Genomic DNA, 16,308 nt, shown 5'->3' with positions numbered 1-16,308 from the left:
TCGCCGCCATTTGGCCCGGCCGCGTTCTACCTGAAAGGGGTGGCGCCGCCGGAGATCAGCCTGAAAGACATCTTTGTGTCACTGCTGCCGTTCATCGCACTGCAATTGTGTGTGCTGGCTGCGCTGCTGGTGTGGCCCGAGATGGCCATGTGGCTGGTCGATTGATTGACCTGAGAGGGCGGCCTTGGCCGCCCTTCGTCGTATCATGTGAAACCGTTATTTCTCCGTTGTCGACTCGATGAGGACTGCTGACATGAATGATGCCCAGCGCGCTGTGCTTGATGCTGCCATGAAGGAGATGCCGCTGGTGGCCATCCTGCGTGGTATTACGCCCGATGAGATCGAGCCGGTCTGTGGTGCTCTAGTGGACGCAGGCTTTCGCCTGATCGAGATTCCACTGAATTCACCGCAGCCCTGGGACAGCATCGAGCGTGCCGTTGCCTGTAGCCCTGAGAACGTGCTGATCGGCGCCGGTACCGTGCTGGAAGCGGACGATACGGCCAAGCTGGCGTCACTTGGCGCACCACTGATGATCACGCCGAACACCGATCCTTCGCTGGTCACGCTGGGTGCTGAGCGGGGTCTTGCCCCGATGATCGGCTGCATGACGCCGACGGAAGCGCTGGCTGCCGCGCGCGCCGGTGCCGTTGCGCTCAAGCTGTTCCCCGCCGCACGTCTTGGGACGGGGTACTTGAAGGACATCAGCGCCATTCTGCCCAAGCACCTGCCGGTGCTGGCCGTCGGTGGTATCGAGCGTTCCAACATGGCGGAGTGGCATGCGGTGGGCGTGGCCGGGTTTGGTTTCGGCAGCAATCTGTACAAGCCAGGCCGCAGCGCAGACGAGGTCGGCAAGATCGCCCGTGAGCTGGTGGACGAATGGCAGAGCCTGGCCGGTAGCGCCAGTGCAGGAGCCGGGGCATGAGCGAGCGCCTGATTGCGATTGATTGGGGAACCAGTAACTTCCGTGCCTTTCTGGTCGATCGGCAGAGCGGAGAGTGTCTGGAGAGCGTACGTTCCGATGCGGGGCTGCGCTCGCTGACGACAGCCGAATTCCCCCATTACTGTGAAGCCCAGGTGGGTGCCTGGCGTGAGGGCGGCAAGGTGCCGGTGTATCTGTCCGGTATGGTCGGATCGGCGCGGGGCTGGAGCGAAGCACCGCAGCTGGAGGTCCCCCGTTCGGCGCTGGATCTGGCCGACAATGTGGTGCCCGCGCCGGGGCTCGACAACGCCTGGATCGTGCCCGGTCTCAAGGTGGTGCGAGACGATCACGTGGATGTGATGCGGGGCGAGGAAATTCAGGCGTTTGGTGCCTTCGCCCTGAAAGGACTCAGTAGCGGTGTGTGCTGCCTGCCAGGCACCCACAGCAAGTGGGCCAGACTGGAAGGCGATCGCTTGGTGGATTTTTCGACCATGATGACCGGCGAGCTCTATCACGCCGTGCGCTTCCACACGCTGCCGGGAGAGCCGTCGAGGACGGCCGACAACAGCGGCGATGCCTTCGATGCTGACGGCTTTGCCCAAGGGTTGGCAGCAGCGGAACATCCCGCTGGGCTGATGCACGCGCTGTTCGAAGGCCGCAGCCGCCACCTGTACGCGGGCCTGCAGGCTTCTCAGGTGGGCAGTTTTCTCTCCGGAGTGTTGATTGGTGCTGAGGTGCTTGCCCAGCGCGAGCATCTGATCGAGCAGCAGGCCGGTGTCGTGCTGGTGGGGTCCTCGGGGCTCAACCCGCTGTATCGCCAGGCGCTGGAACGCCACGCTATCGCGGTGGATGAGGTAGACAGCGACAGCGCGACCCTGGCGGGATTGATCGCACTGGCGGAGCGTCATCGGCTGACGTAACGCGGGGGAAGCGGTGCTCGTCAGCTCTCCCGGGGCGATTGCCCTGATAAACTTCTCTGACGACCTGCCCTGACGAATTGCCCTGACGAATTGCCTTGGCGGATGACTATCGTCAGGAAAGGACCGGCTCCCATGGAGCCGGTCTTTATGCTTCTGGTGGATGGCGACTGACGGATAGTCTTTGACGGACCGCTGTAAACGGACAACTCTGTCGCTTAGCCGGTCATTGGGCGGCATAGTTCCAACGGCACCAATGAGAGGCAGAAGCTGGCAGCCCCTCAGGACGGACGGAACTCGCCGCGGTAGTCGGCGCGTGGGTCGGCAAAGGCTCCGTGGCCAATAAAGGTCATGCTATTGAAGTCGAGGACGTAACGTAGTGCCAGACCTTTGTCCTCCAAGCCATAGACAAAGATTCGGTGATCATCCACGGGTGTTGCGAGATAGGCGCAGCTGGTGTCGCTTGGCTGCGATGTGGTGGGCGAGCCATGCAGGCGATGACGCATGCGCGTAGCGTTTTCGAAGACCACGCCCCAGGTCTTGCCGTCACAGCTGAACTCAAACGTCTTGCCTACCATCGGATCGGACATGGGATTCTCCTTGTTCGACGATCGACTGCGAGAGCCGAGGTAGTGTTGGACATATCAACGGGAAAACGTCTCATACCCGATGCTCAGCGACATACCAGGCGGTCAATGGAAGGGATGAGACGAAACATGACGACTAAGTGACAGAGTGTAAGGCGTTCATTACTGCTGCATTGGCGAGAAAGTATGCTCATGCAGGAAAGGGTAAGAGAAGTCAGCGTTTTCCACACCGCTGGTCATCTTTTTCAGCGCGCTGCATCCGGCGATGTCGCCAGTTCCGAGATAAAGCGGTCGATGATGGCGTCAGGGGTGCTCTCGATGTCGCAACGAATCGCTTCGTCGTCACCGGGCATCTCCAGCGTGGCCAGCTGGTTTCGCAGCATATGCTCACCAGCAAAGAAGTGCTGCCCGCGGCTGTTGAGGCGCGATAGCAGCAGTTCCTGGCTGCCGTGAAGGTACAGGATCTTCAGGTCCGCGGCGCCGGCGCGCAGCAGGTCTCGGTACTGTCGCTTCAGGGCCGAGCAGCCGATCACCAGGGGCTGGCCGGTCTGACGATGTTCGCGATACAGGCCGGCCAGGGTGTCGAGCCAGCCCTGGCGATCTTCGTCGTTCAGTGGTTCGCCCCGGGACATCTTGGCGATGTTGTCGCGGCTGTGGTAGTCATCGCCGTCGATGAAGGTGGCTCCCGTCCGCTCGGCCAGCAAACGCCCGATATGGGATTTGCCTGAGCCCGAAACGCCCATGACGAGCATGCTCAGAGGGGGAGTGGACAGGCGAGGGCGAGAAGCTGTGTTCATGTAGAGGGGCGCGCCGATGTTCAGAAAGTGAAAGGCGATTCTAGCATTTCTGGCTCGCGTTTTCGCGGCAGCCTGACCCCGTGTTTTGCTAGCGATAGCCTGCCATCAACTCACGTATCAAGGGGCTGTCCGCATCTCGCAGGGTGGGCAGCTCGAAGCGCGCACGGGCGATGGCGGTGCGCGACAGTTCGGCGTGAATCAGCATTTCGCGATCCTCCGCCTCGGCCAAGGTGTCGCCGCGGGGCCCGAGAATCCGCGACCCTCCCCAGAAGTGACTGTCACCCTCTGCTCCGTATCGATTGGCCATCAATACCGGTGTGCCGTAGGTCATGGCGTAGAAACGCACATTCAGCACCCAGTTGTCTTCATTGGAGAAGTCCTCGGAGACGATGCCGGATGCGGAGTTGATCGGCGCGCAGAGGACGGCAGGCCGTGCCAGCAGGGCAGCATGAACCAGCGCTGGGTTCCACAGGTCGGCGCAGATCATCGAGGTGGTGCTCCATCCCGGACGAACCGGAACTTCCGTCAGGCGGCTGCCGTGGCTGAACCACTTGCCTTCCTCAAGACCGCCATAGGTGGGCAGGTTGAGCTTGCGATGCACGGCGGCCACTCGACCGTCCTGTAAAATGGCCAGGGCATTGTAGATCTCACCGGGGCTGGCTTCCTCGACGAAGCCGACGATGACCTGCATGCCGGCGGCCGCCTTGGCCAGCTGGATCAGCCGTGGGTCCTCCGATGGCATGGCCACCTCCAGCACCCTTGGGCCCAGGCCGTAACCGGTCAATGAGAGTTCGGGAAAGACCAGCAATTCCACGCCACGACGGCGAGCGTCGTGGATCACGTCGAGGTGATGGGCGAGATTGGCCTCGACGTCACCGAGGCGCGTGTTGATCTGGGCGCAGGCGACCTGTAGCTGTTCCTGGTGCTGCTTGGCCTGATGCTGCATGGCTGGGATTCCTGAGGGTGGGGGCAGGGCGCCACAAGGTGCCGTAATTCGCTCGGCGGATCAACGTTCGTCACGACTATCGCTGTTGTCTCTGGAAAGCCCGGGCGTGGCGTCGCGGGGGGTATCGCTTTGCTGGGGCGGTTGCAGCTTGCGCTTGAGCAGGCGAAAGCCGATCCAGTGGATGACGCCCAGCCCGACGAGGACCGCGACGATAAGAAGATAGAAGCGAGTGTCCATGGAGGAGGCTCCGTGTGAGGCCCCGGACCGCCCGGGGCAAAAAATGCCTGACAGCACCATCTTCTATACGTCAACACGACAGACGGCGAGGCGACCTGGGTCAAGTCCCGACGAGCGAAGGCACTTTTCAGATAGGCCCTAGCGTCCTCCGGCGGGATCAATAAAGGTCCCCGTCACATAGGAGGCCGCGTCGGACAGCAGCCAGACGATGGCCTCGGCGACCTCTTCCGGTCGACCGGCACGCCCCAGCGGACAGCCGGGCCCGAGTTCGGCCAGCCGCTCCGGTCGGCCTGCCCGGGCATGGATATCGGTCTCGATCAAGCCGGGGCGCACGGCATTGACGCGAATGCCACGGGGGCCCAGTTCCTTGCTCAAGCCGATGGTCAGTGTATCCAGTGCGCCCTTGCTGGCGGCGTAGTCGACGTACTCGTTGGGCGAACCCAGGCGCGAGGCCATGGAACTGACGTTGACCAGGGCACCCTGGTCGACCAGCGCGCGCGCGGCTTCCCGGGCGACCAGCAGGGCGCCCAGCACATTGGTGTCGACCACCTGACGCAGGCGCTCCACTGCCATATCCGCCAGTGGCATGGAGGGCGCCACGATACCGGCGTTGTTGACCACCCCGGTGATCGGGCCCAGGCGTTGTCGCGTACTGGTGAACAGTTCCATCACCTGAGCCTCGTCGACCACGTCGGCCTTGACGGCCATGGCGCCGTCTTCACCGGTCAGTGCCTGACAGGCTTCCAGGGTGTCCCGGGCGGCGGCGTCATCGCTGCGATAGCTGAAGGCGACCCGCGCACCGGCACGGGCGCAGGCCAGGGCGGTGGCACAGCCGATACCGCGGGAGCCGCCGGTGATCAAGATGACGTCGGAGGGGGCGAAAGGCATGTCGAATCCTCGGGTAGCGATGTCGTCTGCCTATCCTTGGCACTTTTACTGCCCTTGTCACCTCCCGTCATGTTCGAGGCCTTGGACTCGCACGTTCAAGGTTGTCCCAGCACTCTCAACAACTCGCCGATGGGGCGTGTTTCCAGGGTGGCGACGACCTTCTCGATCTCGCTGGCACGTGCGCCCAGCACCGGGCTCGCCAGGGCCTGAAACTTGGCAGAGATCTCGTCATCGCTCAGCGGATTGTGGGGGTTGCCGCGGGCTTCCATGGCAGGGCTCTGGATACGGCGACCATCACGTAGATACAGCGTGACGCTGGCCCAGCGCTCGGCCGGGAAGCGTGCGTTGTAGTCATCGCATTCGCTGATCGTCACCCGCCGTGACAGTGCCACCAGAGCATCGTCGCCGAGATCCCGACTGATGGCGGCGACGTCGATGGTGCCGCGATCGAGGGCGCAGGCCACCGACCAGGGCAGGCTGTACTGGGCCTGTTCGGTGGTGGTCGGGGCGATGGTGTGCAGGCGCCTGGCCTCGTGGAAGGTGGTGATCTCGATGCGTTCGATATTGTCCACCTGGCGTTCGGCGGCGGGTATGGCGAGTACCGCCTCGACCGCCGGCTGGGCCCAGCGGCACACCGGATAGGCCTTGAAGTACTGCTCCGACAGGTAGTCGCGTCGTCCCAGATCGCCCCATACCGCGGCGTGCTGCTCGGCACACAGGGTCACCGCCGGGGCGCCGGTGAAGCCGTCCTCGGCCAGCAGGGTGGCCGCGACGCCTGCCTGGGCGCCCCAGCCGGAGCCATCCTTGAGCATGGTCGGGTGATCGATGCAGCGCATCATCTGGCTACGCGGACCATAGAATTCGGCGATGCCGAGGGCGTGTTCCAGCTGGGCCGGGGCGAGGCCCTTGAGGCGCGCCGTCAGCGCTGCCACGCCCAGCGCGTTCCAGGCCCCCGAGGTGTGATAGTCGGGACTCGAGGCGTGCAGCGCGATGCCGGCCCGGGTGGCGATCTCGTAGCCCATCGCCAGCAGGCCGAGAAAGGCCCTGCCGTTGACCTGCTCGATCTCGGGCAGCGCCAGCAATCCCGGCAGGATGGCGACGCCGGCGTGGCCCTTGGTCAGCACTTGGCCGTCGTGGGCGTCGAGTGCATCGATCAGCCAGGCGCCGTGCAAGGCGACGCCGGTGGCCGACGCCGTCGACGAGGAGAACAGCAAGGGGCGATCACCTGCGTGCTGCACCCTGACATAGCGGCGGGCGTGTTCGGCCAGGGCCGTGTCGGTGGCGCCGGCGGCGACGCCGAGAAGGTCCAGCAGGCAGCGCTTGGCATGGCGGCACTGAGCGTCATCTAGGTGGTCCAGAGGAGACGTGAGGATCCAGTGGATGACGTCCCGGGAAGTGCTCATGGGGAGGTCCTTTGTCGAACTGGGGGAGCCGCAGGGGGAGAGCGCTCACTGCACGCTGGTGAGGTAGGAACAAGGCCCCCGAACGGGGGCCTTGAAGGGTCACAGCAGGTCGTTGTCCTCGAGGAAGGATTCGGCGACGTCCTCGATGGTCTCGCGCTCGACGTCCACTCGGGCGTTGAGGCTGGCCATGGTGTCGTCGTCCAGCAGCGCTGAAAGCGCGTTCATCTGGTCGGCCAGCTCAGGGTTGGCGTCGAGGGTTTGCTGACGCACGACCGGGGTCAACGCGTAGGCAGGGAAGAAGCCCTGGTCGTCTTCCAGCACCTGGAAGTCAAAGGCGGGGATGCGGCCATCGGTAGCGAAGACCAGGCCAACGTCGACCTGGGCGTCACGCAGTGCCTGGTAGACCAGGCCGGAGTCCATGCGTTTCACGGCGTTACGAGCGACGCGAAAATCGTAGGCTTGCTGCAGCGGCCGCCAACCGTCTTCGCGGGCATAGAACTCGGCGTTCATGGCAAAGCTCAGTTCCTGACCGTCGTTGACCGCATTGGCCAGCTCGGACAGGCTGGTGATACCCGTTTCTTCCACGCTGTCTGCGCGCATGGCCAGGGCATAGGTATTGTTGGCGGCGGAGGGCTCCAGCCACACCAGGCCCTTCTCGGCGTCCAGCGACTTGACGCGCTGATAGGTTTCCTCAGCGCTGAGAGATTCGGTCACATCGTTGTAGTTGATCAGCGAGGTGCCGGTGTATTCCCAGTAAAGGTCCACTTGGCCGTTTTCCTGCGCCTGGCGCAGCACGGCTGAGCCCATGCCTGCGCGCTTGTCGACGTCATAGCCCAGTCCGTCCAGGTACTGGGTGGTCATGCTGGCCAGCAGCTGTTGCTCGGTAAAGTTCTTGCCGCCAACCACCACGTCGTTGGCGCTCACGGCGGCGCTCGTGGAGACGAGGGCCAGGCCAGTCAGTGCGGTCATCAATGTCTTCATGCTGCATGCTCCAGTTGAGGTCTTGTGAGGGGAGTCAATGGGGGACAAGGGACGACGCTGCATCAAGCGCGCGCCGGATTGACGCCGCGTGGCACGATCACGAAGGCGATCCCCGCTATCAAGGCATCCACCACGATGGCCAGCATGGCCGTGGGAATGGCGCCAGACAGCATCATGATCGGATCGTACAGATCGATGCCGGTGAAGATCAGCTCGCCCAGGCCGCCTGCACCGATCAGAAAGGCCAAGGGCACGGTGCCAACGTTGATCGTCAGGGCGGTTCTGATACCCGCAAAGATTACGTACAGGGCATTGGGCAGCTCGACCTTGAACAGGCGCTGGACCGGCGACATGCCAATACCGGCAGCGGCTTCCTTCAGGGCCGGGGAAACGCCCTTGAGTCCGGCATAGGTGTTGCGCGTGATCGGCAGCAGGGTGGCCACGAACAGGCCAAACACCGCGGGTACGGTACCAATGCCAAGAAAGCTCATGGACAGCGCCAGCACCGCCAGGGTGGGAATGGTCGTGCCGACGTTGAGGACCTGCATCAATGACTCGGCGGCACGACTCATGCTCGGGCGTGATAGCCAGATGCCCAGCGGAATGGCGACCAGAATCGCGAGGCCCCCCGAGAGGAACGTCAACCACAGGTGCTGGGCTGCCAGGTACTGGACGTCCGGCAAGTACCACAGAAAGTCATCGATGGCGCCGCTGGACTGGGCCCAGACGCCGAGCAGGAAGACAAGGATCAGGCCGAGTATGATGCCGGCGCTGGTCAGGCTACGAATCAGCATCCACTCACTCCTTTGGCTCTGCGGTTACTGTTTCGCGCTGCTTGGTGCGAAAGCGTGCGCCCAGGTGGTGGGTCATGGCCCGTTGGGTGATCTGGCCACACACGCGTCCTTCTTCATCGACGCAGGGCAACCAGGTAATGTCCTGGGCAAACATCAGTGAAGCCACCTTGCGCAGGTCATCATCCAGGCTGACCGTGGCAGGCACGTTCTGGAAGTGATCGCGGCAATAGCCCTTGGTGGTTCTGGCCAGGGAGCGGCTGATCAAGCCGACCGGCTGGCGCTTGTCGTTGATCATCAGAATGGAGTTCTGGTAGCCGAAGTCATCGATGCGCTCCAGCGCTGTGGACAGCGTATCTTCCGGCTTCACCGTGCCGATCTCGTCGCTGACCACCTCTGATACCTTGACCAGGTTGAGTCGTTTCAGCGCGCGGTCTTCCCCCAGGAAGGATTCGACGAAGGCATTCTTGGGCGCGGCCAGCAGGTCATCCGGGGTGGAGTACTGCACCAGCTTGCCCTCGCGGAAGACGGCGACGCGATCGCCCATCTTGATGGCTTCGTCGATATCGTGGCTGACGAACATGATGGTCTTGTTGAGTTCCTGCTGCATTTTAAGGAACTCATCCTGAATCACCGCACGATTGATCGGATCGATGGCGCCGAAGGGTTCGTCCATCAGCATGACCGGGGGATCTGCTGCCAGCGCACGGGCAACGCCGATTCGCTGTTGCTGGCCGCCAGACAGTTCAGAAGGAAAGCGCTTGAGGAAGGCATCCGGCTCCAGCGCGATCATGTGCATCAGCTCCCGCGCACGCTCCTTGTAGCGGCTCTTGTCCCAACCCAGAAGCTTGGGTACCACCGCGATGTTCTCTTCGATGGTCATGTTGGGAAACAGACCGATCTGCTGGATCACGTAGCCGATGTTGCGGCGCAGGTCCTGGGTGTTCATGTCGGTGGTATCGTCACCGTTGATGAAGACCCTTCCGGAAGAGGGTTTCACGATCCGGTTGATCATCTTCAGGGTGGTGGTCTTGCCGCACCCGGACGGACCCAGGAGGATGCAGATTTCGCCGGTGGGAACCTCCATGTTGATGTGGTCAGCGGCGACGACGGCGCCCTTGGGCGTATCGAAGACCTTGGTCAGATTTTCCAGACGAATCATCAGAAAGTCCTTGTGGCTAGTCGGCAGACGCGGGCGATGGGTCATTCAACATGCTGGTTGGATGACGGTGCCCGCTCTTTTTATTGGGGAACCAGGTTGTGGGGGACATCAGGCAGCGCTGGCGGCGCCTTCCATACCCTTGGGCGTAAAGCGCTTCTGGATCGCCAGCAGGCCATAGTCGACGATGATGGCCAGCAGGCTGACCGCAATGGAGCCAATGATCAGCTGGCGCGGGTCGGACTGGGAGATCCCTCGACTGATAAAGGTGCCAAGCCCTCCTGCACCGATATAGGCAGCAATCGCCATGACGCCGATGTTAAGGACGACGGCGGTGCGAACTCCCGCCATGATCACCGGCACCGCCAGCGGTATCTCGACCATTCGCAGACGCTGACGGTGGCTCATGCCGATGCCGCGGGCAGCCTCGCGCAGGGCCGGGTCGACGTTATTGATGGCGGTGTAGGTGTTGCGAATGATCGGAAGCTGGGAGTAGAGCAGTACGGCGATCACGGCCGGCAGATAGCCGATCCCCTGACCGATCAGCGACAGCACCGGAATCATGATGCCAAAGAGCGCAATGGAGGGGATGGTGACAATGATGGACGCAGCATAGAGCACCGCTTGTGCGACCCTCTCGTTGCGGGTGATCGCGATGCCAATAGGAACGCCGGTCAGGGTGGCGATGCCTACGGCCACACCCACCAAAGAGATATGCTCAAGCGTTCTGGATAGCAGCAAGTCGGCGTTCGCTATCGCGTATTGAATCAATTCCAAGGCAGTTGCTCCTGTTGAGCCGCGCAGCGTCGGTCACGTCGCGCTGTAAGAGGGCGGCGTGCTTTCAGCCCACGGGCAGTCAACTCGCCCGCTCAGGGCGAGGGCCTTCGTTCACTGGCCGTTGATTGGGCACAAGCTTAGCAGAATGCTCTATCTATTTGGTTTGATCATGAATGACGATATGCAATGAAGGGAATTGATGGATCTGATGCATGTCTTGCTGCACAGGTCGTACAAGATGGTTAAGCGTCATTGTTTTAGTGAATGAGAATGATTGTGTTTTTGTATTCATCTGCGTCGATCATGTCGAGATCCTGGCGGCTATCGGGTCAATAGCGTGGTATAGAGCGGCTCGGCTCTTCACATCGGGTTTATACAGGACTAAAATGGTCCCCAATCGAAGCAGGGGCTGAACTCTGCACCGACGAAGAGGGGAGCTCCCCGAGGAGAGGCGAATGCTGAAGCTGTCTCGCATGACAGACTATGCGGCAGTGGTAATGGCGCAGATTGCGCGCCATCCGCGCGAGCCGCACGCCGCGGGAGAGCTCGCCGACGCGGTGCAGCTGCCTCACCCTACGGTGAGCAAGACGCTGAAGATGCTGGTGAAAGCGGGGCTGCTGGTGTCGCGCAGAGGGGCCCAGGGAGGCTACCAACTGGCTCGTGCCGCCTCCGAGATCACGGTGAGCGACATCATTTCTGCCATTGAAGGCCCCGTCGCCGTCACCGAATGCAGCCATGCCGAGGGCGACTGCGATCTGGCATCCACCTGCGGCGTAGCCGACAACTGGCAGCGGGTGTCGCTGGCCATACGCGAGCTTCTGGACAGTATCACCTTGGCGCATCTGGCAGACAGCTCTCCGCTGAAAATGCCGGTTCGCCTGCCGATTCAAAGCGTTAGCCTGGCGGCGGAAGCCTGACCAGCGTCTCATCGACTTCATTACCCTGGGCGGGTGACGCCCGCCGACCGAACCGTCCGGGAGGGGACACATCATGGCAAGTCAGGAAATGGAACAGCTCGTCCGTCGCGAATATAAAGAAGGATTCGTGACCGACATCGAGAGCGACACGATCCCGCCGGGACTCGACGAAGATACCATCGCGTTCATCTCCAACAAGAAGGGTGAGCCGGCATGGATGCTGGAATGGCGGCTGGATGCCTATCGTCAGTGGTTGAAGATGACGCCCCCGTCCTGGGCACATCTGGACTATCCGCCGATCGACTATCAGGCGATTTCCTACTTCAGTGCCCCGAAGCGTGAAGAAGACAAGCCCCAGAGCCTCGATGAAGTCGACCCCAAGCTGCTCGAGACCTACGAGAAGCTGGGTATCCCGCTGCATGAGCGTGCCGCACTGGCCGGGGTGGCGGTCGATGCCGTCTTTGACTCCGTGTCCGTGACCACCACGTTCAAGGACAAGCTGGCCGAAGCGGGCGTGATCTTCTGTTCCATCTCCGAGGCGATTCGCGACTTTCCGGAGCTGGTAAAGCAGTATCTGGGTACCGTCGTACCCACCAGCGACAACTACTTCGCGGCGCTGAACTCGGCAGTGTTCACCGACGGCTCCTTCGTGTTCGTGCCGGAGGGCGTGACCTGTCCGATGGAGCTGTCCACCTACTTCCGTATCAACGCCGCCAACACCGGCCAGTTCGAGCGCACCCTGATCGTGTGCGAGAAGAAGGCGCAGGTGTCCTACCTGGAAGGCTGCACGGCGCCGATGCGCGATGAAAATCAGCTGCACGCCGCAGTGGTCGAGCTGGTGGCTCTTGAAGACGCCAGCATCAAGTACTCCACCGTGCAGAACTGGTACCCGGGCGACGAAGATGGCAAGGGCGGCATCTACAACTTCGTCACCAAGCGCGGTGATTGCCGCGGTGATCGCTCGCACATCAGCTGGACCCAGGTGGAAACTGGCTCGGCCATTACCTGGAAGTATCCGTCCTGCGTGCTGCGCGGCAAGGACTCCATCGGCGAGTTCTATTCCGTGGCGGTGACCAACGGTCGCCAGCAGGCCGATACCGGTACCAAGATGATTCACCTGGGCGAGGGCAGCAAGTCCACCATCGTCTCCAAGGGTATCTCTGCCGGCCGCTCCAACCAGTCCTACCGCGGTCTGGTCAAGGTGGGGCCGCGGGCCAAGGGTGCGCGTAACTTCACGCAGTGTGACTCGCTGCTGATCGGCGACACCTGTGGCGCCCATACCTTCCCCTACCAGGAAATCGGTAATTCCACGGCGACCGTGGAACACGAGGCCACGACCTCCAAGATTGGTGAAGACCAGCTGTTCTACTGCCAGAGCCGCGGCATCTCCGAAGAAGACGCGGTCAACATGATCGTCAACGGCTTCTGCAAGGATGTGTTCCAGGAGCTGCCGATGGAATTCGCCGTCGAGGCAGAAGCACTGCTCAACGTGACTCTGGAAGGTGCGGTGGGCTGATCGCCCGCGCCCTCCGCCAACCCTGTTAGTTACACCCCGTCGCCTGGAGTGGCGGGCACTGCAAAGGTGTCAACATGCTCGAAGTCAAGGATCTCCACGTCACCGTCGAGGGCTCTGAAATCCTCAAGGGTCTGACTCTGTCCATCCAGCCCGGTGAAGTGCACGCCATCATGGGCCCCAACGGCGCAGGCAAGTCCACCCTGTCTGCGGTGATTGCAGGCAAGGATGGCTATGAGGTGACCGCCGGAACGATCACCTTCGAAGGCCGCGATGTGCTCAAGATGGAGATTGAGGAGCGTGCTCAGGCGGGCCTGCTTCTCGGTTTTCAGTACCCGGTGGAGATTCCGGGAGTCAAGAACATCTACCTGCTCAAGGCAGCGCTGAATGCTCAGCGTGAAGCCCGTGGAGAAGGCGAGATTCCCGCGCCCGAGTTCATGAAGCTGATCAAGGAAAAGGTGTCCTTCATGAAGATGGACAACAGCTTCCTGCAGCGCGCGGTAAATGAAGGCTTCTCCGGTGGCGAGAAGAAGCGCAACGAGATCCTGCAGATGCTGGTATTGCAGCCGAAGCTGGCGATGCTGGATGAAATCGACTCCGGTCTCGATATTGATGCGATGAAGGTGGTGGCCGAAGGCGTCAACTCGCTGCGCAGCGAAGATCGCGGCATCCTGCTGGTGACCCACTACCAGCGCCTGCTGGACTACATCGTGCCGGATCATGTGCACGTGCTGGTCGATGGTCGAATCGTCAAGAGCGGTAATGCCGACCTGGCGCGTGAACTCGAAAGCCGTGGCTACGACTGGGTCGTAGAGGAGTCTGCTGCATGAACCAGACAGCAAGCCAGGGAGCAAGTGAGGTCCAGCGCTTTCTGGATCGTCTGAGCGAGCGCAGCGCACGTCGCAGCGGCGAGCCGACCTGGATCGCCGCGCGGCGCCAGGCGGGCGCTGCCCGCTTCGAAGCGATGGGGTTTCCCGATCGCCGCGTCGAAGAGTGGAAGTACACCGACGTTCGTGCCATCAGTCGCGGTGATTTCCAGCTGGCAGAGGATGCGGAGTTTTCGCCTGCCAGCGCAGCGGCGCTGACGCTGCCAATGGATGCTCATCGGCTGACCTTCGTTGATGGTGTCTTTTCCAGTGCCTTGTCGGACCTGACCGAACTGCCCGGCGGTGTTCAGGTGCAGCCGCTGTCCCAGGCGCTCGAGGAGAACCATGAAGCTGTCGGCGGTCCCTTAGGGCGGCTGACCGGCGTGGACTTCTCGGCCTTTTCTGCGCTGAATACCGCGTTCTTCGAGGAAGGTGCGCTGGTGCGTCTGGCGCCGGGTACGGTGGTGGAAAAACCCATCGTGCTGCAGTTCCTGTCCCGGGCCAACCAGTCGGCGGTGATGAGCCATCCGCGCATCCTCATCGAAGCGGCCAGTCGCAGCCAGGCCACCGTGATCGAGCATCACGTGGGTGAAGAGGGCGCCGCCAACTTCACCAACCTGGTGGAAGAAGTGATGCTGGATCGTGGCGCCCACCTGACCCATTACAAGTTGGTGGAGTCGCCGGAGCAGGACCTGCACGTGGCCAGCATCCACGTCGAGCAGTGTCGCGATGCCCAGTTCACCTCCTTCAACCTGACGCTGGGTGGTGGTCTGGTGCGTAACGACCTGATCAGTGACCTCAATGGCCAGGGTGCGGAAGTCACCTTCAATGGGCTGTTCTATGGTCAGAATCGTCAGCATGTGGACAACCACACGCTGGCCAACCATAACGCACCCCACACCTTCTCCCACGAGAACTACAAGGGCATCCTCGACGACCGTGCGCACGGCGTGTTCAACGGCAAGGTGATCGTCAAGCGCGACAGCCAGAAGATCGAGGCGGATCAGAGCAACGCCAACCTGCTGCTGTCCGATCGCGCCCAGATCGACACCAAGCCTGAGCTGGAAATCTACGCGGATGACGTCAAGTGCTCCCACGGCGCGACGACTGGCCAGTTGGATGAAGAGGCCGTGTTCGCTCTGCGTACCCGTGGTCTGGACCAGGCGACCGCGCGAGGCCTGCTGACCCTGGCCTTCGCCGGTGAAGTCATGGATCAGGTCGACCTGGATGCCGTGGCGGAGCGGGTCGAGCTGACCGTCGCCGGCAAGCTGCCCGAGCGCTTCCATCTGGCTGGTCTGGTCGAGGCTGCCGTCGCCCTCAACGAGGACTGAGCATGACCCACTTCAGCGATCTGTTGCTCGATGTGGCCCGTGTCCGCAGTGACTTCCCGATCCTTGATCGGGAGGTTCACGGCAAGCCACTGGTGTATCTGGACAATGCGGCGACCAGCCAGACGCCGCGGCAGGTGATCGAGACCTTTGATCACTACTATCGCCAGATCAACGCCAACATCCATCGGGGCTTGCACACCCTGGCGGACGAGGCGACTGCTGCCTATGAAGGCAGCCGAGAAACGGTCCGAGCCTTCATCAATGCGCCCAGCACGCGTCAGGTGGTGTTTACTCGCGGCACGACCGAGGCGATCAATCTGGTTGCCCAGAGCTGGGGGCGGGCGAATCTTGGACCTGGTGATGAAGTGCTGGTGTCCCAGCTCGAGCACCACTCCAACATCGTGCCCTGGCAGCTGCTGTCTGCAGAGAAAGGCTTCACCATCAAGGTGATTCCGGTCGATGAGCGTGGTGTGCTCGACCAGCAGGCGTATCAGGACCTGATCGGTGAGCGCACGCGACTAGTGGCGGTCAATCACGTGTCCAACGCGTTGGGGACGGTCAACCCCGTCGCCGACATGGCGCGCGTGGCTCATGACCACGGTGCCTTGATTCTGGTGGATGGCGCTCAGGCGGCACCGCACCAGCCCATCGACGTTCAGGCGATCGACGCTGACTTCTACGCGTTTTCCGGGCATAAGGTGTACGGGCCAACCGGTGCGGGCGTGCTCTATGGCCGTGAGTCATTGCTTGACGCCATGCCGCCCTGGCAGGGCGGTGGTGAGATGATCGCTAGCGTATCCTTCGACGCCCCGACCACCTTTGCAGCGATACCCCACAAGTTCGAAGCGGGGACTCCCGCGATTGCCGAGGTCATTGCCCTCGGCAAGGCGATCGAGTGGGTCAACGGCATTGGTCTTGAGCACATTGGTGCCTGGGAGCAGCGCTTGCTGGAGCATGCCACCCTCAGTGTGGGGGCCATTGACGGTCTGCGCATCCTGGGGACGGCCCCTGACAAGGCCGGAGTGCTGTCCTTTGTGGTGGACGGTGTGCATAGCCAGGATATCGGCCTGTTGATCGATCAGTTGGGTGTCGCCATTCGCACCGGACACCATTGTGCGCAGCCGTTGCTGGCGCAGTTTGGTGTCGATGCGACCTGTCGCGCCTCCTTCGCTGCCTACAACACCCCCGAAGAGATCGATGTGCTGGTCGAGAGCCTGGATCGCGTCATCAGCATGTTGCGTTGACAGGGTCATGGACCTGGGTGCGTCGCGTGGCCCAG

General features: G+C 62.1%; 17 protein-coding genes and 1 pseudogene. 8 read left to right on the top strand and 10 right to left on the bottom strand.

All coding sequences use genetic code 11. From position 1 onward, the window contains the following. From KUV72_RS13550 to KUV72_RS13540, 3 genes and pseudogenes are all read left to right on the top strand, one after another. A pseudogene (locus tag KUV72_RS13550) lies at window positions 1–165 on the top strand (TRAP transporter large permease subunit); the annotation flags it as partial. A gap of 88 nt (window positions 166–253) precedes the next feature. Beyond that, entirely contained in the window at window positions 254–922 is a 669-nt protein-coding gene (locus KUV72_RS13545; RefSeq protein ID WP_222238757.1) for a 2-dehydro-3-deoxy-6-phosphogalactonate aldolase, read from the top strand. Beyond that, window positions 919–1,839, top strand: coding sequence for a 2-dehydro-3-deoxygalactonokinase (locus KUV72_RS13540; protein ID WP_222238756.1), 921 nt, complete (start codon window positions 919–921; stop codon window positions 1,837–1,839). Before KUV72_RS13545 ends, KUV72_RS13540 begins: the two co-directional genes overlap by 4 nt. A 278-nt stretch (window positions 1,840–2,117) precedes the next feature. Here the strand turns inward: KUV72_RS13540 and KUV72_RS13535 are convergent, their stop codons facing one another. The 10 genes from KUV72_RS13535 to KUV72_RS13490 form a co-directional block, all read right to left on the bottom strand. After that, entirely contained in the window at window positions 2,118–2,426 is a 309-nt protein-coding gene (locus KUV72_RS13535) for a hypothetical protein (protein WP_206943606.1), read from the bottom strand. A 242-nt stretch (window positions 2,427–2,668) separates the two neighbouring features. Beyond that, window positions 2,669–3,220: a gluconokinase gene (locus tag KUV72_RS13530; RefSeq protein WP_261317490.1), complete on the bottom strand. Its 552-nt coding sequence runs from the start codon at window positions 3,218–3,220 to the stop codon at window positions 2,669–2,671. A gap of 88 nt (window positions 3,221–3,308) precedes the next feature. Then, on the bottom strand, window positions 3,309–4,166 hold the full coding sequence (locus KUV72_RS13525) for a nitrilase-related carbon-nitrogen hydrolase (protein ID WP_206943603.1): 858 nt from the start codon (window positions 4,164–4,166) through the stop codon (window positions 3,309–3,311). 60 nt (window positions 4,167–4,226) lie between these two features. Beyond that, window positions 4,227–4,403, bottom strand: a complete 177-nt coding sequence (locus tag KUV72_RS13520) for a hypothetical protein (protein ID WP_222163677.1) — start codon at window positions 4,401–4,403, stop codon at window positions 4,227–4,229. Between the two features lie 138 nt (window positions 4,404–4,541). Further along, window positions 4,542–5,291 (bottom strand): SDR family oxidoreductase, encoded by a 750-nt coding sequence (locus tag KUV72_RS13515; protein ID WP_222238755.1) that lies wholly within the window; start codon window positions 5,289–5,291, stop codon window positions 4,542–4,544. A gap of 95 nt (window positions 5,292–5,386) precedes the next feature. Continuing rightward, window positions 5,387–6,694: an MmgE/PrpD family protein gene (locus KUV72_RS13510; protein ID WP_222238754.1), complete on the bottom strand. Its 1,308-nt coding sequence runs from the start codon at window positions 6,692–6,694 to the stop codon at window positions 5,387–5,389. A 99-nt stretch (window positions 6,695–6,793) separates the two neighbouring features. Then, window positions 6,794–7,675: a glycine betaine ABC transporter substrate-binding protein gene (locus KUV72_RS13505; RefSeq protein WP_206943595.1), complete on the bottom strand. Its 882-nt coding sequence runs from the start codon at window positions 7,673–7,675 to the stop codon at window positions 6,794–6,796. A gap of 62 nt (window positions 7,676–7,737) precedes the next feature. Then, the gene (locus tag KUV72_RS13500) at window positions 7,738–8,469 is read right to left on the bottom strand and encodes an ABC transporter permease (RefSeq protein WP_206943593.1); all 732 of its coding nucleotides are present in this window, start codon (window positions 8,467–8,469) and stop codon (window positions 7,738–7,740) included. A 4-nt stretch (window positions 8,470–8,473) separates the two neighbouring features. After that, complete coding sequence (locus KUV72_RS13495) at window positions 8,474–9,673, bottom strand: ABC transporter ATP-binding protein (RefSeq protein ID WP_315857899.1); 1,200 nt, start codon at window positions 9,671–9,673, stop codon at window positions 8,474–8,476. Between the two features lie 63 nt (window positions 9,674–9,736). After that, a complete protein-coding gene (locus KUV72_RS13490; protein WP_206943589.1) occupies window positions 9,737–10,402 on the bottom strand; it encodes an ABC transporter permease in 666 nt (221 codons plus the stop codon). Between the two features lie 455 nt (window positions 10,403–10,857). Here KUV72_RS13490 and KUV72_RS13485 point away from each other — a divergent pair, with 455 nt between their 5' ends. The 5 genes from KUV72_RS13485 to KUV72_RS13465 all read left to right on the top strand — a co-directional run bounded on the left by KUV72_RS13485 (window position 10,858) and on the right by KUV72_RS13465 (window position 16,273). After that, window positions 10,858–11,319, top strand: a complete 462-nt coding sequence (locus KUV72_RS13485) for an SUF system Fe-S cluster assembly regulator (protein ID WP_206943587.1) — start codon at window positions 10,858–10,860, stop codon at window positions 11,317–11,319. 73 nt (window positions 11,320–11,392) lie between these two features. Beyond that, window positions 11,393–12,835: a Fe-S cluster assembly protein SufB gene (sufB, locus tag KUV72_RS13480; protein ID WP_222238753.1), complete on the top strand. Its 1,443-nt coding sequence runs from the start codon at window positions 11,393–11,395 to the stop codon at window positions 12,833–12,835. A gap of 74 nt (window positions 12,836–12,909) precedes the next feature. Continuing rightward, complete coding sequence (sufC, locus tag KUV72_RS13475; protein WP_222238752.1) at window positions 12,910–13,662, top strand: Fe-S cluster assembly ATPase SufC; 753 nt, start codon at window positions 12,910–12,912, stop codon at window positions 13,660–13,662. Continuing rightward, window positions 13,659–15,029 (top strand): Fe-S cluster assembly protein SufD, encoded by a 1,371-nt coding sequence (sufD, locus tag KUV72_RS13470; RefSeq protein WP_222238751.1) that lies wholly within the window; start codon window positions 13,659–13,661, stop codon window positions 15,027–15,029. Before sufC ends, sufD begins: the two co-directional genes overlap by 4 nt. A gap of 2 nt (window positions 15,030–15,031) precedes the next feature. Next, entirely contained in the window at window positions 15,032–16,273 is a 1,242-nt protein-coding gene (locus tag KUV72_RS13465; RefSeq protein ID WP_222238750.1) for a cysteine desulfurase, read from the top strand. Window positions 16,274–16,308 lie beyond the last annotated feature (35 nt).

This window comes from Halomonas sp. DP4Y7-1, from assembly GCF_019800705.1.
Lineage (GTDB): Bacteria > Pseudomonadota > Gammaproteobacteria > Pseudomonadales > Halomonadaceae > Halomonas > Halomonas litopenaei_A.
The sequence above is the reverse complement of the archived record's forward strand: the minus strand, read 5'-3'. Positions and strand labels throughout refer to the sequence as shown.

What these genes read in the sequence shown, in the direction of transcription:
- KUV72_RS13545 (WP_222238757.1), top strand. Translation starts at nt 254, where the DNA reads ATGAATGATGCCCAGCGCGCTGTGCTTGATGCTGCCATGAAGGAGATG.
- KUV72_RS13540 (WP_222238756.1), top strand. Translation starts at nt 919, where the DNA reads ATGAGCGAGCGCCTGATTGCGATTGATTGGGGAACCAGTAACTTCCGT.
- KUV72_RS13535 (WP_206943606.1), bottom strand. Translation starts at nt 2,426, where the DNA reads ATGTCCGATCCGATGGTAGGCAAGACGTTTGAGTTCAGCTGTGACGGC.
- KUV72_RS13530 (WP_261317490.1), bottom strand. Translation starts at nt 3,220, where the DNA reads ATGAACACAGCTTCTCGCCCTCGCCTGTCCACTCCCCCTCTGAGCATG.
- KUV72_RS13525 (WP_206943603.1), bottom strand. Translation starts at nt 4,166, where the DNA reads ATGCAGCATCAGGCCAAGCAGCACCAGGAACAGCTACAGGTCGCCTGC.
- KUV72_RS13520 (WP_222163677.1), bottom strand. Translation starts at nt 4,403, where the DNA reads ATGGACACTCGCTTCTATCTTCTTATCGTCGCGGTCCTCGTCGGGCTG.
- KUV72_RS13515 (WP_222238755.1), bottom strand. Translation starts at nt 5,291, where the DNA reads ATGCCTTTCGCCCCCTCCGACGTCATCTTGATCACCGGCGGCTCCCGC.
- KUV72_RS13510 (WP_222238754.1), bottom strand. Translation starts at nt 6,694, where the DNA reads ATGAGCACTTCCCGGGACGTCATCCACTGGATCCTCACGTCTCCTCTG.
- KUV72_RS13505 (WP_206943595.1), bottom strand. Translation starts at nt 7,675, where the DNA reads ATGAAGACATTGATGACCGCACTGACTGGCCTGGCCCTCGTCTCCACG.
- KUV72_RS13500 (WP_206943593.1), bottom strand. Translation starts at nt 8,469, where the DNA reads ATGCTGATTCGTAGCCTGACCAGCGCCGGCATCATACTCGGCCTGATC.
- KUV72_RS13495 (WP_315857899.1), bottom strand. Translation starts at nt 9,673, where the DNA reads ATGACCCATCGCCCGCGTCTGCCGACTAGCCACAAGGACTTTCTGATG.
- KUV72_RS13485 (WP_206943587.1), top strand. Translation starts at nt 10,858, where the DNA reads ATGCTGAAGCTGTCTCGCATGACAGACTATGCGGCAGTGGTAATGGCG.
- sufB (WP_222238753.1), top strand. Translation starts at nt 11,393, where the DNA reads ATGGCAAGTCAGGAAATGGAACAGCTCGTCCGTCGCGAATATAAAGAA.
- sufC (WP_222238752.1), top strand. Translation starts at nt 12,910, where the DNA reads ATGCTCGAAGTCAAGGATCTCCACGTCACCGTCGAGGGCTCTGAAATC.
- sufD (WP_222238751.1), top strand. Translation starts at nt 13,659, where the DNA reads ATGAACCAGACAGCAAGCCAGGGAGCAAGTGAGGTCCAGCGCTTTCTG.
- KUV72_RS13465 (WP_222238750.1), top strand. Translation starts at nt 15,032, where the DNA reads ATGACCCACTTCAGCGATCTGTTGCTCGATGTGGCCCGTGTCCGCAGT.